This is a genomic window from Streptomyces sp. CB02923, from assembly GCF_001905005.1.
GTDB lineage: Bacteria > Actinomycetota > Actinomycetes > Streptomycetales > Streptomycetaceae > Streptomyces.
Genome location: NZ_LWKZ01000023.1, coordinates 1108477 through 1131033 on the forward strand (window position 1 = coordinate 1108477; position 22557 = coordinate 1131033).

The window sequence follows — 22557 nt, forward strand, 5'->3', positions numbered from 1 at the left end:
GTACACGAAAGAACAGCCCGGCCTCCGGCCTCCACGAGCACCTCCCGCCCTCGGCGTACGGCGGCTGCGCACTGATCCTCGCCGGAATGATCAGCACGTGCCTGCCCCCGATGCCTCGCGGCCGCTCCTCCACACGAGCGACGGACTTTCCGTCCGATCGCCGCATCACGTTCGCCGCAGCCCCTGCGAGTCTCTCCTGCGGCGAACGAAATGCGGAGACAGCGCCGCGATCCAGCATGTCTGCATAGCATTCCCGGATCTGTCCGCATGAGTACACGCGAGTGAAGAGGATTGCCATGTCTGTGATGAACGCGTCGAGCGCGGCGACGGTGGGTTTCGCGCCGGAAGAGGTGGACTTCGGTCTGTCCACCCGCCAGGCCCGGCTGAAGTGGGTCGTGGTCGTCAACGCCGACCTGCCTCCCGGCCGGGCCGCCAACGCCGCCATCTGCGCCGCCGCCCCCACGGTGACCGCGGTCCCCGGACTGCTGGGCGCCGACGCCGCCGACGCGGAAGACACCATGCACCCGGGCCTGCCCTGGACGGGCTGCTCGGTGCTCGTCGCCGACTCCGCCACGCTGCGCACCATCCGCGCCAAGGCGGCCTCCCGTACCGACATCTTCGTGGCCGACGTGCCCGCCGCCGCCCAGAGCACCCGCGTCTACAGCGACTTCATCGCGGCCGTGGGCAAAAGCCGGACCGAGGACATCGACTACTGCGCGGTCAGTGTCGTCGGCCCCCGCAACCCGGTCGACAAGATCGTCGGCAAGCTCCCCCTCATGCCCTGAACCGGGATCACCCCACGCCCGCCGCTACCCACCACCCCTGTGACGCCTGCTCCCGACTGTGACTACAGTGCACTCGTGCGGTCAACCATCCCTTTTCCGCAAAGACTTGGAATGGATACCGGCAGCAAATCGTATATGGCGCACCAAGCAACCACAGTGCGCTCCTATACGGACAACGGGGTCACGGGAGGGCCAATGGGTAACGGCTACGACGTCGAGAGCACCGCTCTGCGCCGGTACGCCAACGCGGTGGACGAGGCGGCGGACCGGGTCGAGCGGATCCGCAACCGGACCCGCGGCCTGGAACTGTCCAGCGGGGTGTTCGGGATGCTCGCGGAGTCCGACAGCCTCAAGGCGGACTACGACAAGCAGTCCGAGGAGGCCGTCAGCGATCTCCACGACGTGAAGGAGTCGCTGGGCGCCATCGCCGACGGAATGCGGCTGGCGGCCGACGGCTACGACACCAACGAGGACGACCAGGTGCGGCTCATGGGCGGTGGCCGGGCATGAGCCAGGCACTGGAGCGCATCGGGTTCGACGTCGACTGGAGCAACCCGCTGGCGGGCGCGCTCGACTCGGTCATCCGCGGTGCCGTCAAGAGCCTCGGGCTCGACGAGTACCTGGAGAAGGTCAGCGGCGACAACGAGAAGCTGGCGGCCACCGCCCGGGAGTGGCGGACCGCCGCCACCGAGATGCAGGGCGTCGTCGACGACCTCCAGGCCGAGCGCCGGACCCTGCAGACGTCCTGGACCGGGGAGGCGTCCACCGCCTTCGGCACGACCATGACGGAGTTCGAAAAGGCCCTGCAGGGCGAGGCCGAGGACATGATCACGGTCGCCGAACTCCTGGAGACGGCGGCGGAGTCCTGCGCCGAGGCCGAGGAGACGATGATCGAACTGATCACCGAGATCGTCGAGGCGCTGCTGGTCGCCGCCGCGACGGCGGCGATCGTCGCGATCCTCACGGCCGGTGTCGGCGCGGCCATCGGCCCGCTCATCGGCGCCGCGGGGGCCACACACCGGGCCATGAAGGCCGTACGGATCACCGCCAAGCTGGCGGACAAGCTCAAGGACCTCGCCGACCGGATGCGCGCACTCCGGAAGCTGCGGCGGGCGCGCATCAAGGCCAAGGCGCTGTGGCGGAACAAGAACGCCCGCAAGCAGATCAACAGGGGGGTCAAGCAGGTCCTCAAGCGGGCCGCGGGGGCCAAGGCCGCGGGAGCCGTCATCGACGCGGCGCCGCTCGCCAACAGCGTCCTTGAGCACCACACCGGAGTGGACGTCGGCGAGAAGGCCGGACAGTGGGCCGACAAGGGGGAGGCCGCGATCCACGACGCCACCGGCCTCAAGGAGGTCTACGTCGGCGACAAGCGGTGGGACCTGGAACACCAGGACTCAAGCAAGCCCCCGCCCACCGAGCAGCAGAAACAGTACGCCGACCGGCCCGACCCCCGGAGCTTCGACGAGCGGCTGGCCGAGGCGGCCCCGCGAGCGGCCAAACCCGTACGCGAGGTGTTCGGATGAGTCTGCGCGTCGCGCTGGGCAGAATTCCGTACAAGGAAGCCAGGGAGCGCGCCGGCGAAGCATTGCCGCGTGACGAGCGGCTCGTACAGAACGAAGTCGCCTTCCCCGGGCACCGGCTGCCCAAGCCGCGCCGGTGGAACCGGCCCCGCGTCCTGGCGGGCCGTCGCCTCCCGGGTGACCGCTGGGAAGGCGCCAAGCGTGTCTTCTGGCTGTTCGACGCCATCGTCCAGCCGATCCCCGACCTCTTCGGCGCCCGGCGCAAGAAGGGCAGTCCCCTCAAGGGCGGTTGGGGGAGTCTGGCGGGCCACCTGGCCACCGCGCTGTGGCCGCGCGTGCCGACGACCGACGCGCTTCCCGTACTCCAGCTCACCGACCGCCGCCTGCACGTCACTTACGTCCAGCGCGGCCGCCGCCGGGGCGAACTCGGCGCCGTCGAGGCGGGCTGGAGCGTGCCCGCGGAACAGGTGGCGTGGATCCGGCACCGTACGGACATCGACGCCGACACCTACGAGATCGGCTTCACGGACGACTCCTGGGCCCGGGTGGAGATGCGCAGCCAGCACGCCGTGTATTTCGCGGAGTGCCTGCCGCGAAGCTGAAGGCTGGACGCCGCCCGCCGCCCGCAGCCCGCCGCGGTCCGCGGAACCGGCGGTCGAGGAGCCGGGGAAGGGGCTACGAGGCAGGACCGGGCTTGAGGCGTTCGCGCAGTGTGGCAGCGAACTCCTCGGCCCGCGCCAGTTGGGTACGGAGCTTCTCCACCTGCTCGGCCGCGTCCTGCTCGTACCCGCGTACGCGCTCCAGTACGGCCTCCCGCTCGGCGGCCGTCAGCTTCTCGCCGGTGTCGAGGCGGTCGGTGGCGTCCAGCAGGTCGCGCATCTGGTCGAGGGTGAAGCCGAGCGGTTTCATCCGGCGGATGACCATGAGGCGGGCGACGTCGGTCCCGGTGTACAGGCGGAAGCCGCCCTGGGACCGGGCCGAGGGGGTGACCAGGCCGGTCTCCTCGTAGTGCCGGATGGTGCGCAGGGACAGCCCGGTGCGGGCGGCGACCTCGCCGATCTGCATGTGTGTGCTGCCCGTGCGTTCGCTGCTCATGTGGGCGGCCGTCCTCTCTGTCGCCCGGGGCCACGGCGGCGGCCGACGACGACGATCTCTACCCTAACGTTAGGGTAGAGTAGCGGGTCGTCGGGGTGGACCGGGTCGGCTCCATGCCGTCGGCGAAGGCCGACTGCCCGACGATCCGACGACCGACGTCTGTGCAGGAGAGAGCGTGCGCATGCCCATGATGCCCGGCGCCGCCGCCTGCCCGCCGTGACGCTCCGCCCCTGAGCCTTCCCCCGAGCAGCCGCGCGTCTCTCCGAGCGCGCCCGCTGCCGCCTCCGGACTTCAGCCCGCCAGACGCGGGCCACGCGGAGGGCCGCCCCGGCCCTCCCGCCCCTTCCCGCACGCCCGGGACGACGCCGGCGTGCCCGAACACGACAGGTACCCGATCTTGTCTTCGTCCGCACCGTCCCCCGCCGCGCGCCTGCGCGGCCTGCGCCCGAACTGGCTGTCCGACCCGAAGGTCTGGCGCACCGAGGTCCTGGCCGGCCTCGTCGTGGCCCTGGCCCTGATCCCCGAGGCGATCTCCTTCTCGATCATCGCCGGGGTCGACCCCGCGATCGGCCTGTTCGCCTCCTTCACCATGGCCGTGACCCTCTCGGTCGTCGGTGGCCGCCGCGCGATGATCTCGGCGGCCACCGGTGCCGTCGCGCTCGTCATCGCCCCGCTCAACCGCGAACACGGTCTGGGCTACCTGGTCGCGGCGGTGATCCTGGCCGGTGTCTTCCAGGTGGTCCTGGGCGCACTCGGAGTGGCCAGGCTGATGCGGTTCGTACCGCGCTCGGTGATGGTCGGCTTCGTCAACGCCCTCGCCGTCCTCATCTTCATCGCCCAGGTACCCGAGATGCACGACGTGCCCTGGGCCGTCTACCCGCTGCTCATCGGCGGGCTCGCGCTCATGGTGCTCTTCCCCAAGGTCACCAAGGTGGTCCCGGCCCCGCTGGTCTCCATCGTCGTCCTCACCGCCGTCACCGTGGCCGCCGGGATCGCCGTCCCGACCGTGGGCGACAAGGGCGAGCTGCCGTCCTCCCTCCCGGTGCCGGGCCTGCCGGACGTGCCCTTCACCCTGGACACCCTGACCACCGTCGCCCCCTACGCGCTCGCCATGGCGCTGGTCGGCCTGATGGAGTCGCTGATGACCGCGAAGCTCGTCGACGAGATCACCGACACCCACTCCTCCAAGACCCGCGAATCGATCGGCCAGGGCATCGCCAACATCGTCACCGGCCTCTTCGGCGGCATGGGCGGCTGCGCCATGATCGGCCAGACGATGATCAACGTGAAGGTCTCCGGTGCCCGCACCCGGCTGTCCACGTTCCTGGCCGGATCGTTCCTCATGGTGCTGTGCATCGTCTTCGGCCCCATCGTCTCCGACATCCCGATGGCCGCCCTCGTCGCCGTCATGGTGATGGTGTCGTTCGCGACGTTCGACTGGCACTCCATCGCGCCCGGGACCCTCAGGCGGCTGCCCGTCGGGGAGACCGCCGTCATGGTGATCACTGTCGCGGTCGTGGTAACGACCCACAACCTCGCCATCGGCGTGGTCGTCGGCTCCGTCACCGCCATGGTCGTCTTCGCCAAGCGCGTCGCCCACCTCGCCGACGTCACCTCCGTCACCGGCCCCGACGACGGCACGGTCGTCTACTCCGTCACCGGCGCCCTCTTCTTCGCCTCCTCCAACGACCTCGTCGGCCGCTTCCACTACGGCACCGACCCCGGCCGCGTCGTCATCGACCTGTCCGCCGCCCACATCTGGGACGCCTCCTCCGTCGCCGCCCTCGACGCCATCGAGACCAGGTACCGGAAGCGCGGCAAGACCGTCGAGATCATCGGCCTGAACGATCCGAGCGCCGACCTCCACGGCAAGCTCTCCGGCGAACTCACCGGCCACTGACCGACGGACCCGTCCGAGCGGGCCGCCACGGAGGACGGCCCTCCGTGACGGCCCGCTGCCGGTCGAGGTCCCGACCGGCCGGATCCATACGCTCCGCGAACTCCCCGGAAGGCGTTGTGGGTACCACTCGGCCCTTGACACCGGCCCGGCCGTCTCTCCGGTATTTCCACCCCGATATGCGACGGACTGCGGTCGTGGACCTGCAACACCCGCCCTTAGCTGGGTATGTTGGTCGCCGTACCGGCGCGGTCACTCCCCGTGGGCCGGCCGGGCCGTGGTGCCTTTGCGAGGTGCCCGAGCGACGGGAGAGCAGGGAATGAGCCAGGACGTGCGGCCGCAGTCCAGCACCGTTGATGTCAGCATCCCGAGCGTGGCGCGGATGTACGACTACTACCTCGGCGGCAAGGACAACTACGCCGTGGACCGTGCGGCGTGCGAGGAACTGAGCAAGGTCGTGCCGAGCACGCAGGTCCTGGCGGTCAACAACCGCCGGTTCCTGCGCCGGGTGGTCCACTGGCTGGCGCAGGAGCAGGGCGTGCGGCAGTTCATCGACCACGGATCCGGCCTGCCGACCCAGGACAACGTCCATCAGGTCGCCCAGCGGGTCGCCCCCGACGCGCGGGTGGTCTACGTCGACAACGACCCCATCGTGCTGGCACACGGCCGCGCGCTCCTGGAGGAGAACCGCAACACCGCGGTCATCCAGGCCGACATGCGCGACACCGAAGGCATCCTGGGGCACCCCGAGGTGACACGGCTGATCGACTTCGGGCAGCCGGTGGCCGCGCTGTTCGTGTCCGTTCTGCACTGCATCCCGGACGCCGACGACCCCGCCGCCCTGATCAGGCGGGTCGCGGAACGCCTGGCTCCCGGCAGCTTCCTGGTCGTGTGCCAGCTCGTCAGCGAGGACCGGGACACCCGTGACTTCGTCACCGAGTTCATGCGGGTCAGCACCCAGGGCCAGTGGGGCCGGGTGCGCACGGCCGCCGAACTCGGTTCCTTTCTGGACGGCCTGGAGATCCTCGAACCGGGCCTGGTGGAGGTGTCGACCTGGAAGCCGGACGCGGACATCGGGCCCAAGCAGCGCACCATGGAGTGGATCGAGTACGGCGGGGTCGCGCGCAAGCAGTAGACGGGGGAGGGGCGGGCCGGGTCGGAAGGACCGTACGGGCCGGAGGGGCGTCCGGACCGTCCGGGCGGGGAGCGTCCGGCGGTCAGCCCTCTTCCGCGGCCCGGACCAGTTCCTCCAGGATGGCCTGGGTGTTGCGAGGCGACTCGGCCTGCGCGCTGAGCCGGTCCATCACGGCGAGGTAGCGGTCCACGTCGTCGCGCTTGTCCAGGTAGAGCGCGCTGGTCAGTTGTTCCAGATAGACGATGTCGGGCAGGTCCGGCTCCAGGAAGCGCAGGATCGTGATCGGGCCGCCCGCCGCCGCGTGTCCGCCGAGGAGGAACGGGGCGATCTGTACGGTGACGTTGGGCAGCCGTGCCATGTCCAGCAGGTGCCGCAGCTGGGCCGCCATGACGGCGGGGCCGCCGAGCGGGCGCCGCAGGGACGCCTCGTCGAGCACCGCCCACAGCCGGGGCGCGCCGGGCGCGGTGAGCAACGCCTGTCGCTGCAGACGCAGTTCGACGCGGCGTTCGATCTCCTTGCCGGAGGCTTGCGGGTTCCCGAGCCGGCACACCCCGCGTGCGTACTCCGCGGTCTGCAACAGCCCCGGGACGAACTGCACTTCGTACGTCCGGATGACGGAGGCGGCCTCCTCCAGGCCGATGAGCGTCTCGAACCATCCGGGCAGTACGTCGTTGTACTGGTGCCACCACCCGGGGGTGCTGGTCCCGCGGGCCATCGCCAGGAATTCCGCGCGCAGGGCCTCGTCCGTGACCTGATAGAGCGACAGCAGGTCGGCCACGTCACGTTCCTTGCAGCCGACGCGCCCCAGTTCCAGCCGGCTTATCTTGGCGTGCGAGCCGCGGATGGCGTCCCCGGCCGCCTCACGGGTGACGCCGGCCGCCTCGCGCAGCCGGCGCAACTGCGTGCCCAGAACGATCCGCAGGACCGTCGGGCCGCCCCGGGGGTGTTCGATGTGACGGCGCGGGGGCGGCACGCGACCCGGCTGCGCGGCGACCATGGTTACTCCCCTGTTGGTCGGATGAACGCTCAGTGTCCCATCGTGGGAACTCTTCGTACAGCCGCGGTGACTATCCGGTCGACATATGCGTCAGCCGAGCCCGGCCAGGTCGTCGAAGTCCCCGTCCTTGGCCCCCTGTACGAAGGCCGCGATCTCGTCGCGGGTGTAGATCAGCGCCGGCCCTCCGGTGTGCCGCGAATTGCGCACCGCCACCCCGCCGTCGGTGAGAACCGCCAGCTCAACACAGTTTCCATTGGGGTTGCTGCGGGCGCTCTTGCGCCATACCGCGTCTTCGATGGTGCTTGCGCATATGCCGTTGGGCAGTGACTCCATCACGTTTCTCCCTACTGGAGGATCTGCCTCCGACCGGTACGGACCGTGCGCACGGTGGCCTGAAACGTGCCCCGCGCGGCCGTTCTTCCCGCTGCAATTGCAGATGTACTTGCAGCGGAAGGCAGCCGACGAGGATATTAGCTCTCCCGAACTGCACGGCCCAGCCCTCGAAATACCCCATGGCGGAGATCGCGATGACTACACATCCGGCACCGACCGTGCACGACGTCCTCCACGAGGAAGCGGGTGAGGACCGGCCGGCGGTCGGCCTCAACGACTTCGCCGTGTGCGCCCTCAGCGGCGCCTACAGCGCCGTCGCGCAAGCCCGCCGCTTCACCGCCGCCACCCTCGAAGGGTGGGGCATCCACGCCTCGGTCGTCTCGGACGCCGTCCTGGTGGTCTCCGAACTCACCAGTAACGCCCTGCGCCACGCCACCCCCAGAGGCACCGACACCGAAGAGCCCCGGCCGGACGCGGTGTGCGCGGCCTGGCTGGCATTGGCGTACCAGGACTCCGGTGTCCTGTGCGCCGTCTCCGACCCCAGCCGGGCCGTCCCCGTCCTCGTGACCCCCGAGCCACTCGCGGAGGAGGGCCGGGGCCTGTGGATCGTCGACCGGCTCAGCGAATCCTGGGGCTGGACCCACCCGGACCACAAGGGCAAGACGGTCTGGGCCCAACTCCGGGCTCCGAGGTCCGCGGGGTAGCGGACGAGGGGCGCCCGGCGGGGGCAGCCCTCAGGCGCCGTGGGCCGGTTCGGGGAAGACCCTCTCAGGTCGTGCGGGGACGTGGCTCGTAAGATCGTTCCCGTATGTGACGGTGGGCCTGAGGGGGGACGCGTGGTGCTGAACGAAGCCGGTGGGAAGCGGGAGCGGCGGCGGGGGGCGTATGGCATCGATGCCCCGTACGCGTTGTTCGGCCTCGGCTGTGGAGCCGTGGGGGCCACGGTGGCGGGGTTCGCCACGCTGTCGGGGCCCGGGATGGGAGTGGCCTGGTTGCCGTTTCTGTGTGCGCTCGTGATGGCCGTCGGCTTCGTGCTGTACGTGCATGCCACGCGCCGCGGCAAGTTCGCGGTGTGGGAGGAGCTGCTGGACGCTCTGGAGCTGCGGGGCGACGAGCGGATCCTGGATCTCGGCTGCGGGCGTGGTGCCGTGCTGCTGGCCGGTGCCCGGCGGCTGCCGGAGGGCCACGCGGTGGGCGTGGATCTGTGGCGTGCCGCCGACCAGCTGGGCAACGCCGAGAGCGCCACGTCACGCAACGCGCAGGCCGAGGGGGTCGACGCCCGGGTGGATCTCCGCACCGGTGACCTGCGGGACCTGCCGTTCGAGGACGGCGCATTCGACGTCGTGCTCTCCAGCCTGGCCATCCACAACATCAAGGAGGCCGAAGGGCGACGCAAGGCCGTGGCCGAGGCGGCGCGTGTACTGCGCCCCGGGGGGCGACTGGTGATCGTCGACATCGGCCGCTCCGTGGCCCGCTACGGGGAGACCCTGGGGACGCTGCCGGTCAGCGGGATCGCTGTGCGCTCGGTGGGCTGGCGGATGTGGTGGGGCGGACCGTGGATGCGGACCCAGGTGGTCACCGCCTCCGGGGCGGCCGGCTGACGGTCAGCTGACGGGCGGCCCTTCGGAGGGGGCGGCCGGGCCGGCGCTCGGCGAGGGCGCCGACCGGGGACACATGGGGGCCCAGGCGTGACCCTCGTCAACCACGGAACCCCTACCGGGCGACGAAACCGCACGTCAGAGCGGCGTCGACGGGGTGCGGGCGACTGTCCTGAATTTGACCATATCGCCTCTCGGATAGCAGCCTTTCCCTTCGACCCGCGCACCGAGCGGTCCTGCGTCTCGTGAGCGCGTGCGTCCTTGCGGTGCGTCGTGCCCTCGTGTGCGAACGACCCCGTCAGCAAGGAACCTCATGCCGACTCCCCCTGCCCGAACCGTCCCCGACGCGGACGTCCCCACCGGGGCCGAGCCGACCACGGACGGTGATGACGCGTGCCATACGGTGGCCGCGTCGCCATCCGGAGACCGTAGACGCACCGACATACCGGTGCTCGCCGTCAGTGGCGGGCTGCTCACCGCGTTCGTCCTGGCCGCGCTGATCGCGCCCACGGCCACCGGCGACGTCGTGAACACCATTTTCACCTTCGTCGCGCGCTGGTTCGGTCCGCTGTGGCAGGTACTGCTGCTCGCGACGTTCGGCGTCGCGCTGTGGCTGGGCTTCTCCCGGTACGGCAAGGTGCGGCTGGGCGGCTCCGGGGCGCGCCCGGAGTACGGCAGGTTCCAGTGGGTCGCGATGATCATGTCGACGCTGCTGGCGGGCGGCGGCGTCTTCTTCGCGGCGGGCGAGCCCGTACAGCACTACGTCGAGACACCGCCGTACTACGAGGGCGTAGAGAGCGGCACCCGGCAGGCGACCGAGGCGGCGCTCTCCCAGAGCTTCGCGCACTGGGGCTTCCTCGCCTGGGCCGTCCTCGGAACCCTCGCCTCGATCGTCATGATCCGGGGCCAGGAGCGCGGCATGCCGCTGCGCCCGCGGACGCTGCTGTACCCGCTGCTCGGTGAGCGCATCCGGCATTCCCGGCTGGGGGCCGCCGTCGACATCGTCTGCGTCATCGCCGTGGTGGCGGGCACCGTCGGGCCGATCGGCTTCCTCGGGCTCCAGGTCTCCTACGGCCTGTCCAAGGTGTTCGGCATCTCCGGCGGATACCCCGTACAGCTCGGCGTCATCGTGCTGCTGACCGTCGTCGCCGTCCTGTCCGTCGCCAGTGGCATCGACCGCGGCATCCAGTTCTTCAGCAGGGCCAACATTTGGCTCGCCGTCGCCCTGATGGCCGTCTTCCTCGTGCTCGGCTCCCTCGGTTTCGTGCTCGACTCCTTCCTCGGCGGACTCGGACAGTACGCGAAGGACTTCGTGCCGCTGGCCCTGAACCGGGGCGATCACGCGTGGCTCGGTTCCTGGACGGTCTTCTTCTTCGGCTGGTTCCTCGGCTACGGACCGCTGATGTCGATCTTCGTGGCGCGTATCTCCAAGGGCCGTACGGTGCGTGACCTCGTGGTCTCCACCGCGATCATTCCTCCGCTGGCCACCATGTTCTGGTTCACCGTGTTCGGGGGCACCGGCATCTTCCTCGAACAGCAGCACCCCGGCGCCGTCTCGGGCCCGCTGAAGGCCGTCGGCATGGACGCCGCCGTCATCTCCATGGCCGAACAGCTCCCGATGGGGGCCGTGGTCGCGGTCGCGCTGCTCCTGCTGACCATCACGTTCGTGGTGACCACCACCGACTCGATGTCGTACAGCATCGCCGCCGCCGGGACGAAGACCGGCGAACCCACCCGTGCGGTACGCGCCTTCTGGGCCCTGCTCATGGGCGCCGCGGCTGCCGTGCTCATCCTCGTCGGTGACGGCGGCATCACCGCGCTGCAGTCCTTCATCGTCGTCACGGCGGTGCCCGTCGGCTTCATCATGCTCCCGACTCTCTGGACCGCTCCGCGAGTGGCCAAGGAGATGGCCCGGGAACAGGGCCTCCTCCCGGCCGAGCCGTCGGCCACGGCTCCGGAACATGCGCGGGACGCCTCGTGAGCCGTGAATGTGCGGTGGTGCATCCTATGCCGTCGGGTACGTCGTGGGCTGCTGCGTGAAATGATGCCCGGCTCGATTTCCGGGGTGGCGCGCCGTCTCGGTCACCCTGGTTTTCCCTGGGGTAGGGGCAGCCGGACGCGGACCGTGCCCCCGCCCCGGTGCCGGCGCGTCCGGGCCAGGTCACGAACCGTCGGTGCGCCCGTGGGGGCCGCGTAGCCGCTGAAGCCGATCATCGGGGGCGGTGTTGCGGCCGTCGGGGCGGGGGAGTCAGAGGCCGGCGTTCCGGGGAGGTTCTGTGCCTCGGTCCAGGGCTGAATGCTCCGGAAAACGGTGCGGAAGGCAGCGTCGAATGGGGAATTGGCCGTGGCAGCTGCCTTTCGCCCCCTCCGCGGGGCTTTCCGCGGAAACTGCGGGGAGGGGGCGGCAAGGAATGTTCCTGCATTTCCGGCCGTCGTGCAGCTGCCGTCAGGTGGGGTACGGAGCGGGGCCGCCGCCCCTGATGCGCGCCGGGGCAGGGGCGGCGGCGGGCGCGACGCAATCCTCGTCCACGGGGACCGGTCGCGGCTGCGTCCGCCGGTCCGGCCGCGGTGACACCGCCGTACCCCACTCCCACGTGGCCGATACAACTTCCGGTCACCTCCGCATTTCTGACGGGTCGTCAAGAATCTCGCTCCGTGTGCTGCCGACGGTGATGCGCCGGACCTGTCGCCGCTTCGCCGGATGGCCGCGGCGGCAAGGAGGCGGGCCTGCGGCGCCGAGTGAAAACCGGGTGTCCGGCAAGTGGCGCGCAGATCTCCCGCCGGTGGTCAGATGCTGAAAAAACTTGTTCGCGGCTGTTGTACGGCCGCAAATCGCCAGCTATGGTCTGGCTCAATGTCATCCGCGACGAAGATCGCAAACCTCACCACACAGGACTTCCCTTCCGTGCCGGCGTGCTGAAGGAAGGGAATGCTCCTGTTCCCGTGACGCGGAGAGCCGCGCGGTAGCCGTTGACCAGGCGCCCGCACTCGTGGGGCGAGAGATCGCCGAGGGGTCTCGTCGCGATTGGCTTCCGCAGGGGGGACGTGTCATGAACAGGATCAATGTCCGCGGCGCCGTATTACCGAGAGGCCCGGGGGGAGCGGATTCCTCCGGTCCCGGCCTTCCGCACCGGGAAAGGGCCGGGGTGCGCGTAGACCTGGCAGAATTCGTCCTGTGCCGGGGTGATTGACGTCGTGGCGCACGATCCCGCGGACACCGCTCTGGATGCCGTGCCCGTGCATTCGGCCGATGCGCGCTTATGGCGCGGGCCGGGTGTGGGGGCGTGGGACGGACGGAAAACTCTCACGGTGCCCCTTTCCTCGCTGCTCCCGTCCGATTCCCCGCGGCTCGACGGTGAGGACATGGAGTACGTCCGCCGGCTCGCCGGTCTGGATGTCGCGCTCCCGCCCATCGTCGTGCACCGCGACACCATGCGGGTGATAGACGGAATGCACCGCGTGCGCGCCGCCGAGCTCCGGGGTGAGGACCGTATCGAGGTCCATCTCCTGGCGGGGCGCGGGGAGGACGCGTTCGTCCTGGCCGTCCGGCTGAACTCGGCCAACGGGCGGCCGCTCAGCCAGGCCGACCGGGTCGGCGCGGCAGCCCGCATCCTCGTGTCGCACCCGCAGTGGTCGGACCGGCGTATCGCGGCGGTCACCGGTCTCGTGGCCGGTACCGTGGCGGCTATCCGTGAGCGTTCAACTGAACATGTCGAACAGTTGAAAATCAGGGTGGGGCGCGACGGGCGGTACCGCCCGCTCAACCCGGCCGAGGGGCGGCTGCGCGCGTACCAGCTGCTCAAGGCCGAGCCCGACCGTACGCTCCGGCAGGTCGCCACCGACGCCGGGGTGAGCATCGCCACGGCCAAGGACGTACGCGACCGATTGCGCCAGGGCCGGGATCCGCTGCCACCCAAACTCCGTGCCACGCTGCCGCGACGCGACCGTCCCCGGGCTGCCGAACCGCCCCGGAACGCGCCGGCGGGTTCTTCGGCCGGGGCGGTCGCCGCTCTTGCCGAAACGACTCTGCCGCGGCTGGGCAAGGATCCGTCCATGCGCACGGAAGCCGGGCGGGCCCTGCTGCAACTCCTGAGATCCCATGCCATCTGCAATGAGGAACGGCGCCGCTGGCTCGCCGAAAGGGTGCCGGAACACTGCAGGGAAGCGGTGGCCCAGGCTGCCCGCGCATGCGCCGACCACTGGCTCAAGTTCGCCGAGGACATCGAATCCGGCACGCACTGACCGGAGATGAGACGCACGGCTGATTCCGTGGACCACCGGGCAGGATCCGGTGATACACGGAATCAGCCGTGTCTGCGTTGCCGCGGCCGCCGGCAGTGGTTGCCGACGGCCGCCGACGTGTCTGCGGTACGCGGTTCGCGAGCGCGCCGCGGTGGGCCGTTCCTCGTATTCCGTTTCCGATCAACATGGATATCGAACGGACCGTTCGATGTTCCGTCGGCGGTGAATGACGGCCGCCGGGCTCTGCCGCTTCAACGTGTATCGCGAAGCCAAGTGTGTTTCATGCAGATCATGTTGAAGGGCCGGGATGGCGTGTTACTGTCCTGCCGGTTTCGGGGTTCGGAGAAAGACCGACCGAGGCTGTCGCCATGGATCTGCGAAAAACCTGCCGCGCCCGTCGGGGTGTTCCGCGGTATTTTCGCCAACGACGATTGATCGGGGCTCCCATGACCGCTGACATCATTTCCTATTTCCGGGACAAGGCCGACCGCTACGACGAGGTCGACCAGCAGGTCTACTGGCGCCTGTCGGACGAACTGCTGTGGGACGCCCTGAATCGGCACGTCCTGGAGGGCCTGCCGGAAGACTTCGCGTTCCTGGACGCGGGTGGCGGCACGGGCCGCTGGACGGCCAAGGTGCTGGACGCCTACCCGCGGTCCGGCGGACTGCTCGTGGACCTCTCCGAGGACATGCTCGCCGTCGCCGCCGCCAAGCGCAGCGGGGACCGGGCGCACCGTATGGAGATCGTCCAGGGCAATCTGGAAGCGCTCCCGGAGGAAGTGACCACCAGGTCGTTCGACGTCATCTGGAACTTCCACAACGTGATCGGATTCCTCACCGATCCGGCCAAGGTGATCGCCACCCTGAGCGGCCGGCTCAAGCCCGGCGGACGCATCGTCACGCTTGCGCCCAACCGCTACCACTCCGCCTATTTCAACCTGGCCAACGGACGTCTCGCCGAGGCGCGCAACGCGGTGGACAAGGGCAGCGCCACTTTCACCGACGACATGCCGCCGCTGCGCCTGTTCACCCCCCGTGAATTGGCGGACATGTACGAACGGGCCGGCTGCTCGGTCGAGGTCGTCACCGGGTTCCCGGCCACCCTCTACCCCTCCTTCCAGGAAACCCAGATCGAGGGCTCCAGCAAGCACATCGTCGATCTCCTGGAGGACCCGCAGGTCTTCGCCGACGTCCTCGACATGGAGAAGACCATCACGGCCATGCCCGACGTCGCCGCCCGCGGCAACAATATCTTCATCGTCGGGAAGAAGGGCTGACGCCGGTGGGGGAGGCGGCACGTTTCATCTGCAACGCCGAGGTCGCCCTCCGCAAAGGGGACCGCTGGCTGCTGATCCGCCGGGGCGCGCGGGAGGCGCACGCCGCCGGAACCCTCGCGCTGGTGGGCGGCAAGGTCGAAGTGCGCGACGGGGACGGCGGCCCGGTACTCGAATCGGCCGTGCGGCGCGAGGTGGCCGAGGAGATCGGCCTGCACCTCACCGGACCCCTGCACTACGTGACCAGCGCCCACTTCGCCCTTCCGGACGGCGGCAACGTGGTGAACGTCGTCTTCTGCGCGGACTTCCCCGGTGGCGAACCGGTGCCGCAGAACCCGCAGGAGGTGGCCGCCGTGGTGTGGCTGTCCCGCCGGGAGCTGGAGGATTCCGGCGCACCGAAATGGACCCGGGAATACCTCGCGCTGGCGGAAGACGTCCACGATCGGTTGGCCCACTAAACTGCCGCCGCGCTGATCGGAAGCGCGCTACGGGAAGCACAGGAGAACTATGCCGGTCCGTGAAAAACCGATACGGAAGGACTTCTTCAATCTCGACGAACGGGCGATGGGGATCATCTCTGATCGTTATCGCCTGGCGGACGTGGATTGTTTCCTTCCCATTCTGGTCGACGGAAACCGCTGCACCCTGCTGGAGGTGCGCTCCGAGACCAGCAAGAAAGTGATCGTCGAGTGCGGCGACGCCCGCTACTTCTTCAAACAGATCCCCTGGTACTGCGACACGGACGAACAGGTGGCCATGTCCACCGCGTTGCAGCAGGAACTGGGCAGGGCCGGCGTCCCCGTCGCCCGGCTGGTCGCGACCGGCGACGGCCGCCTGTGGACATCCATCCACGACGAGCGCTTCGTCCTCTTCGAGTTCTCCAACGGACGTCGCTACGAGGGCAGACCGCAGCAGACGCGGGCGGCGGCCGGAACGCTCGCCCGTCTGCACGCGGCGGAAGTGGTGGTGCCCGGCGCCCCGGGCGAGGATGTCTTCTCCATCGCGTACGACCACATCCAGCTGCTCGAAACCGTCTGGGGCAAGCAGGACCGGGACGCCGCCCCGGTGGCCGGGGCCTACCGGGCGTTCCTCCGGCGGGCCGAGGGCCGTGCCGGGGCCGCCGGGTTCGGCGGGCTGCCCGCCGTCGCGGTGCACGGCGACTACAACCCGTGGAACCTCCTGTTCGCGGACGACGACCAGGTGCAGACCGTACTGGACTTCGACAACTGCGATGTCGCCGCACGGCTGCACGATGTCGCCGAAGCGGTGCTGACCTTCTGCGTCCTGGCGTACCGGGAGGACTCCACCAACTTCGCGCGGACGCAGCCGGACGCGCCCGACGCCGCCGCGATCAGCGCGTTCCTGAGCGCCTACCAGGCGGTCTCCCCGCTGACCGGCACCGAGAAGAAGTGCCTCCCGTGGGCGCTGGGCGCGGTGTTCGTCGAACTCACCTGCCTCGGCTTCATCCGGGACGACTTCGGCCCGGACCACCTTCCCGCACTCGTCCGGCTGCTCGACCGGCTGGTGGCTGCGGTGCCCGACGAGGAGGCGGCGCGGTGAGCGAGATCCTGCCCAAGACCACGATGGTCCTCGTGTGCGGCGGGAAGGGCGGGGTGGGCAAGTCCACCGTCGCGGCGAACGTCGCGGCCGTGCTCGCCGGCCGGGGCGTACGCACCGGACTCCTCGACGCCGACCTGCACGGACCCAGCCTGCCCGTCATGTTCGGGCTGGACGAACGCCCGGCGGTACGCAACGGACTCATCCAGCCGCCCACCCGCCACGGGATATCCCTGATGTCCACCGGACTGCTCGCGCCGCCCGCACAGGCGCTCGCGTGGAAGGGGCCCCTGCTGCGCGGCGCCCTCAAGCAGATGCTGCGGGACGTCGACTGGCAGGACCCCGACGTACTGGTGATCGACACCCCGCCGGGCACCGGCGACGTGCACATGGCACTGGCCTCGCTGGTGGACATCCGCAGCGCGGTGGTCGTCACCACACCGCAGGACGTCGCCCTCACCGACACCAGGCGCTGCGTGTCGATGCTCGACCAGCTCGGCGTCCCGGTGCAGGGCGTCGTGGAGAACATGGCGTACTTCCGCTGCCCGGACTGCGACGCGCGGCACCAGCTGTTCCCGCGGCCGGAAGGCAGGGACCAGCTGCCCCGCCACGAACTGCCCATGATCGCCGCCATCGCGGCCAGCGGGGACGGCGGAACCCCCATCGCACTCACCGACGAGGGCCGCAGCACCGGAGTCACCGCGGTGTTCGAGGCCGTGGTGGAGGACCTGACGACCGCGGACGCGATCCGGCGCGCGGTGTGACCGGGGCCCCGGCGGCCCGGCCCACCGCGCGTGCACATACCTCGCAGCAGCGGACCGCCCATGAGGGAGCGCCGGTGTACCCGGACAAGACAGCGACGAGTTAAGGGAGAGCTTTTATGCCTAGCGGCTTGCAGGTCACCAGCACCTTCGACGACCCGGTCAAGCACCTGACCATGGCGTTGGAGAGCCAGTGGTACCACACGATCACCCGCCTCAACGCCGAGATACTGCACGCCACCTACGACTTCTACCGCGGACGCGGCATAGCGCCGGTGCTGATGCCGATCACGGTGAACTCGGTCTCCAGCCCGATGGGCCTGGGCAGCGACAGCCTCCCGGTCAAGGTCGACCTCATGGGAGAGCCCACGTACCTGGCGGACTCCATGCAGTTCCAGCTGGAGTTCATGCTGCGGCACGGGCTCCCGGGGGCGTACTACGTCATGCCCACCTTCCGCGGCGAGGACCCCGACGCCACCCACCTGAACCAGTTCTTCCACTCCGAGGCGGAGATCCCCGGCGGACTCGACGACGTCATCGAGCTGGTCGAGGCGTACATCAGGGCGCTGTGCGGCGCGCTGCTCACCGCATCCGTCGCGGCCCGGCTCTCCGCCCTCACCGGCGACCTCTCCCACCTGCGGGACATGGCGGCGCGCGACAGCTTCCCGCGGATCACCTTCGCCGAGGCGTGCGAGGTGGTGGACCCGGAGTACGTGAGCGAACCCGAGCCCGGAGTGCGCACGCTGGCCCGCGGCGGCGAACACCAGCTCATCGAGCGCTTCGGCGGCGCGGTCTGGGTCACCCACATGCCGGCCCTCGCCGTGCCCTTCTACCAGGCGGGGGACGACGACGGGACCGCCCGCTGCGCCGACCTGCTCTTCGGACTGGGCGAGGTGGTGGGCTGCGGCGAGCGGCACGCCACCAAGGAAGCCACCCTGCGGGCACTGGACGAGCACCACGTCGCGCCGGACAAGTACGACTGGTATCTGCACATGAAGGACGCCGCACCGATGCGCACGGCCGGATTCGGCCTCGGCCTGGAGCGCTTCCTGGCGTGGGTGCTCCAGCACGACGACGTACGCGACCTGCACGTGATGCCCCGTCTGAAGGGCGTGCCCACGTGGATGTAGGCACCACCACGGCACACGGGCCGGCCGGCGCCCCGGTGCGGCCGCCCGCCGTACGGCGCGGGGACCGGGTCGCCCTGCTGTCCCTCTCCGGGCCGCTGGCGGCCCGGTGCCCGCGCCGGCTCGCCCGTTCGGTGGCGGACCTGCGGCGGCGCGGGCTGTGCCCCGAAGCCGACGTCACCGTCCGGCTCGACGAGGAGGAGCGGGCCGGCGACGGGCGTACCCGCGCCGAGCGGTTCACCGCGGCCGTCCTCGACCCGGGCGTACGCGCGGTGTTCTCGACGGTGGGCGGGCTCGGCTGCCGCGACATGCTGCCGCACCTCGACCCGCGGGTGCTGGCCGCTTCCCCCACCGCGGTCGTCGGGTACAGCGACATGTCCTCGCTGCTCCTGTGGCTGCACCAGACGCTCGGCTGGGTCACGTACTACGGTCCGGCCGCGCTGCCCCAGTTCGGCGAGTTCGGCGGGAGCGCCGACTACACATGGGACAGCGTCTGGGCACAGCTGTCCGGCGGGCCGACGGCGCACCTGCCCACGGCTGACACGGTCACCGTCGAGACGCTGTTCTGGGACAGCGCGGACGACCGGCGGCGCGTCGGCCGGCCGGCTCCGCCACGTCAGGTGTGGCAGGAGGGCACCGGCAGCGGCCCCCTGGTGGCGGCCAACATCGCGACGCTGGCGGAGGACGTGCTCTGCCGGGCCCTGCCGGAGCACCGCTGGCCCGGCCGGGTGATCTTCCTGGAGGAGTCGGACACCGCCACCTGGGAGGAGTTCGAGCAGTCGGTCGAGGTGCTGCGCGCGCACGACGTCGTGCGCGGCGCTGCGGCCCTGGTCTTCGGCCGGTTCGGCCAGGTGCACCGGGAGCAGTGGTCCGCACGGCAGGTCCGCCGGGCACTGGCACCGCTCGTCCGGCAGACCGCGGGCCCGGTGGTCGCCGAGGCCGAGTTCGGGCACACCGACCCCGTCCTGACCCTGCCCATCGGGGCGTACGCCGAGGTGGGCACCGAGGGCGGCGCACCCCGGCTGACCGTGCGGGAAGCCGCCGCCCCGGAGGCTGGTTGACGGCCATGGCGATACTCGAAGTCCGCGGGGTCTGCGCCGCGTACGGGAAACACACCGCGCTGCGGGACGTGTCACTGACCATCGAACCCGGCCGGATCGTCGGGCTGCTGGGGCCCAACGGCGCCGGCAAGACCACCCTCATGGACGTCGTCGTCGGCAAGACCCGGCCGACCTCCGGCTCGGTCTCGGTGTGCGGGATGGACGTCGCGCGCCAGGCGCGGGCCTGCCGGGAGCGGATCGGCTACGCGGCACAGGACCTGGCCGTCTTCCCGACCCTGACGGCGCGGGAGAACGTGCGGAACTGGGCGGGCATATCCGGCGTCGGCCGCTCCGGCCGCGACCGCGCCGTGGACGTGGCGCTGTCGGCGATGCTCCTCGAAGACGTGGCGGACCGCCAGGTGCGCACCCTCTCCGGCGGGCAGCAGCGGCGCGTGCACTGCGCCATGGCTACGGCGGCGCGCCCGCCGCTGCTGCTCCTGGACGAGCCCACGGTCGGCGTGGACCCCGCCACCCGCCGTGCGCTGCTCCAGCACGTACGGGAGCTGGCCGCCGAGGGGACCGCCATCTGCTACTCGACCCACTACCTGCCCGAGGTGGAGGCGCTGGACGCCGAGGTCGTGCTGCTCAAGGACGGCCGGACCGCGGCACGCGGCCGGGTGGACGACCTGCTGGGCCGCTTCGGACAGACCGTCATCGAGATGCACTTCAAGGAGGACGACGACGGCACGGGGACGGCCGGGAGTGTCTCGGTGGTCGCGGACGGCCCCGGCGACCTGCCGAAGGTGCTGCGCGGTCTCGGCCCGGACCTGGACCGGCTCGCCGGGCTGGAGGTCCGGCGGCCCAGCCTCGACGAAGTCTTCGACCGGATCGTCGAGGAGGGCGGGAAGACACGTGCCGATGCTTCTTGACGTGCGTACGGCGGGCCTGCTGGTCGGCCACGAGTGGCGGTTGCAGCGGCGCGATCTCGTGCCGCAGATCATCCTGACCGTCATGCCGCTGGCGCTGATGGCCTTCCTGATCCCCACCTACCGCAGCGCGTTGGTCTCCGCCGGAACCCTGCCCGGGGCGGAGCCGGTGAACGGGGCCGAACAGGCGGTCCCCGGGATGTCGGTGATGTTCTCGATGTTCCTGGTGTCCCACGTGGGCATGGCCTTCTTCCGGGACCACGGCTGGAACACCTGGAACCGCTACCGCGCCACCGCCGTACGGATGCCGGTGCTCGTCCTGAGCAAGGTCGTGGTGCCGCTCGGCGTCCTGGTGGCGCAGATGACCGTCCTGCTGGTCGCCGGCTGGTCGCTGTTCGGCCTGCGGGTGCACGGCTCCCTGTTCGCGCTGGCGCTGCTGGTCCTCGCGTTCGCCCTGTGCCTGGTGGCGCTGGGGGTGCTCGGCTTCGCCCTGTGCCGCACCGTGGTGCAGATGACGGCGCTCGCCAACGTGCTGGCGCTGGTCATGGCCGGGCTCGGCGGCGCACTGGTGCCCCGGGCCCTGTTGCCGGGCTGGGCCGAGCCGCTGGCGCCGGCGATGCCCTCGTACTGGGCGGTGCGCGGCATGCAGAGCGTCATCTCGGGCGGGTCCGGAACCGGGGGAGTGCTGACCGAACTGGGCGTACTGCTGCTGTTCGCGGCCGGCCTCGGACTGCTGGCCGCACTCATGTTGAAACCGGACCACAGGAAGGTGTCGTGGGCGTGATGGAACGACCACACGTCAGCGTGGAGCAAGCCCTCAAGGTCGTCGGGCTCACCCGGGAGGAACTGCTCTCACTCGGCGGCAGTGTGCTGACCACGGGCTCCGCCCACCTCGTCGGATCGCTGGCGGGCGGGCTCGGCAACCGCGGCAGCGACATCGACGTGCACATGCTGGTGCCCGGCATCACCAAGCCGACCCCCGCCTACCTCTTCTTCGCCGGGAACACACCCGTCGACGTCGAGCACTACCCCGATACGATGCCGGGCCGGCTCGTCGACGCGGCACGGGCCTTCCCGGTGCTGGAGCTGCCCTTCGGAACGGTGAGCACCGGCCCCGCCCCCGGCCGACGCACCCGCCGTACCGCCGCGCGCTGGCTCAACTCCCTGCCCCTGCACCCGGACCAGCCGCCCGTGTTCGACGCGTCGGAGGCGGCCGCCGTCCTGCCCACCGTCGTGCGGGCCGGACTGGACCAGCTGATGGGCATCTGGGCCGTGGCCCGGCTGGCCGAACGGGCCGAGGACGCGGACGCCGCACGCTACCTGTACCGCCGGGCCGGCCGGGAACTGCTGGAACTGCGCTGCCGGGCCGCAGGTGACGTACTGACCAGCGAGAAGTGGCTCCCCGACCGGGCCGCCAGACTCGGCCTCGGCGCGACAGCCGTCCGCCGCCACTACGAGGTGAGCGACCAGGCCGGACTCACGGAACTGCTGGACGGCACCGGGCTCGGCGACCGGGACCCGTGGAGCTACGTCACCGTACGCACCGACGCCGACCGGCAGACCGTCCGGCTGGGGCGGGAGAAATTCGCCCTGACCCGGCACGGCCGGCTGATCGGCGACGCCGTCTCCGCCGAAGGCAGCGTGCACCGGGCAGCGGACTCGGTGGGGCCGCGGCGCCTGCTGGACGCGCTGCGCAACGCCGAACTGGTGCTGGAGACGTCCGACGACGCGCTGACGGAGGCCACCGATGCCTGAGACCCGTACCGACGGCACCGACCTGACGTGGCTGCTGACCCACGGAGCGGGCATGGCCTGGCAGTACGCGATGGCCGTACAGACGTCCCTCACCGACATGCAGGCGGCCTACGAGGACGGCAACCACCCGGCGTGCGTGGAGTCGTGCGCGGTGGCGCTGCGCGCGATCGTCTACTGCCGACAGGTGGGCGACGGCTACGTACGCCCGCCCGGACACCTCGAACACCATCTGCACCTGGCCGTCGAGGAGTCACCGGCCGCCCGCGCGCTGCGTGACCTGCCCGCTCCGCCCACCGCGACCCGCGAGACGGCCGAGGCCGCCATGGCCGTGGTGCACGAGCACGACGAACAGCTGCGCAACGCCATACCGCTGACCATTCCCGTCATCCGCACCGCCAAGGGCTACTTCCCGACCGTACGCATCGCCGCCTCGCTGGAGGAACTGCGTGCCACCCATGGCCTGGGGCCCGTCGACTGGGACCAGTGGGGAATCTGAGAACCGAGAAGGGGATGGG

Annotated in this window: 23 protein-coding genes; 20 read left to right on the plus strand and 3 right to left on the minus strand. The window is 70.5% G+C overall.

All coding sequences use genetic code 11. From position 1 onward, the window contains the following. Positions 1-305 precede the first annotated feature (305 nt). The 4 genes from A6A06_RS22950 (at position 306) to A6A06_RS22965 (ending at position 2907) form a co-directional block, all read left to right on the plus strand. Positions 306-785, plus strand: coding sequence for a DUF2000 domain-containing protein (locus A6A06_RS22950; RefSeq protein WP_073763122.1), 480 nt, complete (start codon positions 306-308; stop codon positions 783-785). A gap of 195 nt (positions 786-980) precedes the next feature. Next, the gene (locus tag A6A06_RS22955; RefSeq protein ID WP_073763123.1) at positions 981-1295 is read left to right on the plus strand and encodes a DUF2563 family protein; all 315 of its coding nucleotides are present in this window, start codon (positions 981-983) and stop codon (positions 1293-1295) included. Beyond that, positions 1292-2308 carry a WXG100 family type VII secretion target gene (locus A6A06_RS22960; RefSeq protein ID WP_073763124.1) on the plus strand — a complete coding sequence of 339 codons (1017 nt, stop codon included), beginning with the start codon at positions 1292-1294 and terminating at the stop codon, positions 2306-2308. Before A6A06_RS22955 ends, A6A06_RS22960 begins: the two co-directional genes overlap by 4 nt. Further along, positions 2305-2907: a hypothetical protein gene (locus A6A06_RS22965; protein WP_073763125.1), complete on the plus strand. Its 603-nt coding sequence runs from the start codon at positions 2305-2307 to the stop codon at positions 2905-2907. The genes A6A06_RS22960 and A6A06_RS22965 overlap by 4 nt, the downstream gene beginning before the upstream one ends. Before the next feature lie 73 nt (positions 2908-2980). Here the strand turns inward: A6A06_RS22965 and A6A06_RS22970 are convergent, their stop codons facing one another. After that, the gene (locus A6A06_RS22970; RefSeq protein WP_073763126.1) at positions 2981-3400 is read right to left on the minus strand and encodes a MerR family transcriptional regulator; all 420 of its coding nucleotides are present in this window, start codon (positions 3398-3400) and stop codon (positions 2981-2983) included. 397 nt (positions 3401-3797) lie between these two features. On the opposite strand from A6A06_RS22970, the gene A6A06_RS22975 reads away from it, so the two are divergent. Continuing rightward, entirely contained in the window at positions 3798-5300 is a 1503-nt protein-coding gene (locus A6A06_RS22975) for a SulP family inorganic anion transporter (protein ID WP_073763324.1), read from the plus strand. Between the two features lie 316 nt (positions 5301-5616). Beyond that, positions 5617-6432 (plus strand): SAM-dependent methyltransferase, encoded by an 816-nt coding sequence (locus tag A6A06_RS22980; RefSeq protein WP_073763127.1) that lies wholly within the window; start codon positions 5617-5619, stop codon positions 6430-6432. An 82-nt stretch (positions 6433-6514) separates the two neighbouring features. On the opposite strand, the gene A6A06_RS22985 is transcribed toward A6A06_RS22980, so the two are convergent. Continuing rightward, a complete protein-coding gene (locus tag A6A06_RS22985; RefSeq protein ID WP_073763128.1) occupies positions 6515-7429 on the minus strand; it encodes a helix-turn-helix domain-containing protein in 915 nt (304 codons plus the stop codon). 90 nt (positions 7430-7519) lie between these two features. Then, positions 7520-7762, minus strand: coding sequence for a DUF397 domain-containing protein (locus A6A06_RS22990; protein WP_073763129.1), 243 nt, complete (start codon positions 7760-7762; stop codon positions 7520-7522). Between the two features lie 194 nt (positions 7763-7956). Between A6A06_RS22990 and A6A06_RS22995 the strand changes: the two genes are divergently transcribed. The 14 genes from A6A06_RS22995 (at position 7957) to A6A06_RS23060 (ending at position 22538) form a co-directional block, all read left to right on the plus strand. Next, the gene (locus A6A06_RS22995; RefSeq protein ID WP_073763325.1) at positions 7957-8466 is read left to right on the plus strand and encodes an ATP-binding protein; all 510 of its coding nucleotides are present in this window, start codon (positions 7957-7959) and stop codon (positions 8464-8466) included. Positions 8467-8745: 279 nt separating this feature from the next. Continuing rightward, on the plus strand, positions 8746-9363 hold the full coding sequence (locus A6A06_RS23000) for a class I SAM-dependent methyltransferase (RefSeq protein WP_242440901.1): 618 nt from the start codon (positions 8746-8748) through the stop codon (positions 9361-9363). A gap of 310 nt (positions 9364-9673) precedes the next feature. After that, positions 9674-11341: a BCCT family transporter gene (locus A6A06_RS23005; protein WP_242440877.1), complete on the plus strand. Its 1668-nt coding sequence runs from the start codon at positions 9674-9676 to the stop codon at positions 11339-11341. Positions 11342-12555: 1214 nt separating this feature from the next. Continuing rightward, positions 12556-13602, plus strand: coding sequence for a ParB/RepB/Spo0J family partition protein (locus tag A6A06_RS23010; protein WP_206780369.1), 1047 nt, complete (start codon positions 12556-12558; stop codon positions 13600-13602). Positions 13603-14048: 446 nt separating this feature from the next. After that, complete coding sequence (locus A6A06_RS23015; RefSeq protein ID WP_073763132.1) at positions 14049-14879, plus strand: class I SAM-dependent DNA methyltransferase; 831 nt, start codon at positions 14049-14051, stop codon at positions 14877-14879. Positions 14880-14884: 5 nt separating this feature from the next. Next, on the plus strand, positions 14885-15334 hold the full coding sequence (locus A6A06_RS41975) for an NUDIX hydrolase (RefSeq protein WP_073763133.1): 450 nt from the start codon (positions 14885-14887) through the stop codon (positions 15332-15334). A gap of 49 nt (positions 15335-15383) precedes the next feature. Continuing rightward, a complete protein-coding gene (locus A6A06_RS23025; RefSeq protein WP_073763134.1) occupies positions 15384-16436 on the plus strand; it encodes a phosphotransferase in 1053 nt (350 codons plus the stop codon). Next, positions 16433-17197 carry a P-loop NTPase gene (locus A6A06_RS23030; protein ID WP_073763135.1) on the plus strand — a complete coding sequence of 255 codons (765 nt, stop codon included), beginning with the start codon at positions 16433-16435 and terminating at the stop codon, positions 17195-17197. The genes A6A06_RS23025 and A6A06_RS23030 overlap by 4 nt, the downstream gene beginning before the upstream one ends. A 116-nt stretch (positions 17198-17313) precedes the next feature. Continuing rightward, positions 17314-18324, plus strand: coding sequence for an asparagine synthetase A (locus tag A6A06_RS23035; protein WP_073763136.1), 1011 nt, complete (start codon positions 17314-17316; stop codon positions 18322-18324). Further along, positions 18315-19382, plus strand: coding sequence for a S66 peptidase family protein (locus tag A6A06_RS23040; RefSeq protein ID WP_073763137.1), 1068 nt, complete (start codon positions 18315-18317; stop codon positions 19380-19382). The genes A6A06_RS23035 and A6A06_RS23040 overlap by 10 nt, the downstream gene beginning before the upstream one ends. A 5-nt stretch (positions 19383-19387) precedes the next feature. Further along, positions 19388-20290 carry an ABC transporter ATP-binding protein gene (locus A6A06_RS23045; RefSeq protein WP_079194242.1) on the plus strand — a complete coding sequence of 301 codons (903 nt, stop codon included), beginning with the start codon at positions 19388-19390 and terminating at the stop codon, positions 20288-20290. Further along, positions 20280-21071, plus strand: coding sequence for an ABC transporter permease (locus tag A6A06_RS23050; RefSeq protein ID WP_073763328.1), 792 nt, complete (start codon positions 20280-20282; stop codon positions 21069-21071). The genes A6A06_RS23045 and A6A06_RS23050 overlap by 11 nt, the downstream gene beginning before the upstream one ends. Continuing rightward, on the plus strand, positions 21071-22042 hold the full coding sequence (locus A6A06_RS23055) for a hypothetical protein (RefSeq protein WP_199931074.1): 972 nt from the start codon (positions 21071-21073) through the stop codon (positions 22040-22042). Before A6A06_RS23050 ends, A6A06_RS23055 begins: the two co-directional genes overlap by 1 nt. Continuing rightward, positions 22035-22538: a hypothetical protein gene (locus A6A06_RS23060; protein WP_073763139.1), complete on the plus strand. Its 504-nt coding sequence runs from the start codon at positions 22035-22037 to the stop codon at positions 22536-22538. The genes A6A06_RS23055 and A6A06_RS23060 overlap by 8 nt, the downstream gene beginning before the upstream one ends. Positions 22539-22557 lie beyond the last annotated feature (19 nt).

What these genes read in the sequence shown, in the direction of transcription:
- A6A06_RS22950 (WP_073763122.1), top strand. Translation starts at nt 306, where the DNA reads ATGAACGCGTCGAGCGCGGCGACGGTGGGTTTCGCGCCGGAAGAGGTG.
- A6A06_RS23060 (WP_073763139.1), top strand. Translation starts at nt 22,035, where the DNA reads ATGCCTGAGACCCGTACCGACGGCACCGACCTGACGTGGCTGCTGACC.
- A6A06_RS23015 (WP_073763132.1), top strand. Translation starts at nt 14,049, where the DNA reads ATGACCGCTGACATCATTTCCTATTTCCGGGACAAGGCCGACCGCTAC.
- A6A06_RS23035 (WP_073763136.1), top strand. Translation starts at nt 17,314, where the DNA reads ATGCCTAGCGGCTTGCAGGTCACCAGCACCTTCGACGACCCGGTCAAG.
- A6A06_RS22980 (WP_073763127.1), top strand. Translation starts at nt 5,617, where the DNA reads ATGAGCCAGGACGTGCGGCCGCAGTCCAGCACCGTTGATGTCAGCATC.
- A6A06_RS23005 (WP_242440877.1), top strand. Translation starts at nt 9,674, where the DNA reads ATGCCGACTCCCCCTGCCCGAACCGTCCCCGACGCGGACGTCCCCACC.
- A6A06_RS22960 (WP_073763124.1), top strand. Translation starts at nt 1,292, where the DNA reads ATGAGCCAGGCACTGGAGCGCATCGGGTTCGACGTCGACTGGAGCAAC.
- A6A06_RS22965 (WP_073763125.1), top strand. Translation starts at nt 2,305, where the DNA reads ATGAGTCTGCGCGTCGCGCTGGGCAGAATTCCGTACAAGGAAGCCAGG.
- A6A06_RS22990 (WP_073763129.1), bottom strand. Translation starts at nt 7,762, where the DNA reads ATGGAGTCACTGCCCAACGGCATATGCGCAAGCACCATCGAAGACGCG.
- A6A06_RS22985 (WP_073763128.1), bottom strand. Translation starts at nt 7,429, where the DNA reads ATGGTCGCCGCGCAGCCGGGTCGCGTGCCGCCCCCGCGCCGTCACATC.
- A6A06_RS23025 (WP_073763134.1), top strand. Translation starts at nt 15,384, where the DNA reads ATGCCGGTCCGTGAAAAACCGATACGGAAGGACTTCTTCAATCTCGAC.
- A6A06_RS23050 (WP_073763328.1), top strand. Translation starts at nt 20,280, where the DNA reads ATGCTTCTTGACGTGCGTACGGCGGGCCTGCTGGTCGGCCACGAGTGG.
- A6A06_RS22970 (WP_073763126.1), bottom strand. Translation starts at nt 3,400, where the DNA reads ATGAGCAGCGAACGCACGGGCAGCACACACATGCAGATCGGCGAGGTC.
- A6A06_RS22955 (WP_073763123.1), top strand. Translation starts at nt 981, where the DNA reads ATGGGTAACGGCTACGACGTCGAGAGCACCGCTCTGCGCCGGTACGCC.
- A6A06_RS22995 (WP_073763325.1), top strand. Translation starts at nt 7,957, where the DNA reads ATGACTACACATCCGGCACCGACCGTGCACGACGTCCTCCACGAGGAA.
- A6A06_RS23055 (WP_199931074.1), top strand. Translation starts at nt 21,071, where the DNA reads ATGGAACGACCACACGTCAGCGTGGAGCAAGCCCTCAAGGTCGTCGGG.
- A6A06_RS23045 (WP_079194242.1), top strand. Translation starts at nt 19,388, where the DNA reads ATGGCGATACTCGAAGTCCGCGGGGTCTGCGCCGCGTACGGGAAACAC.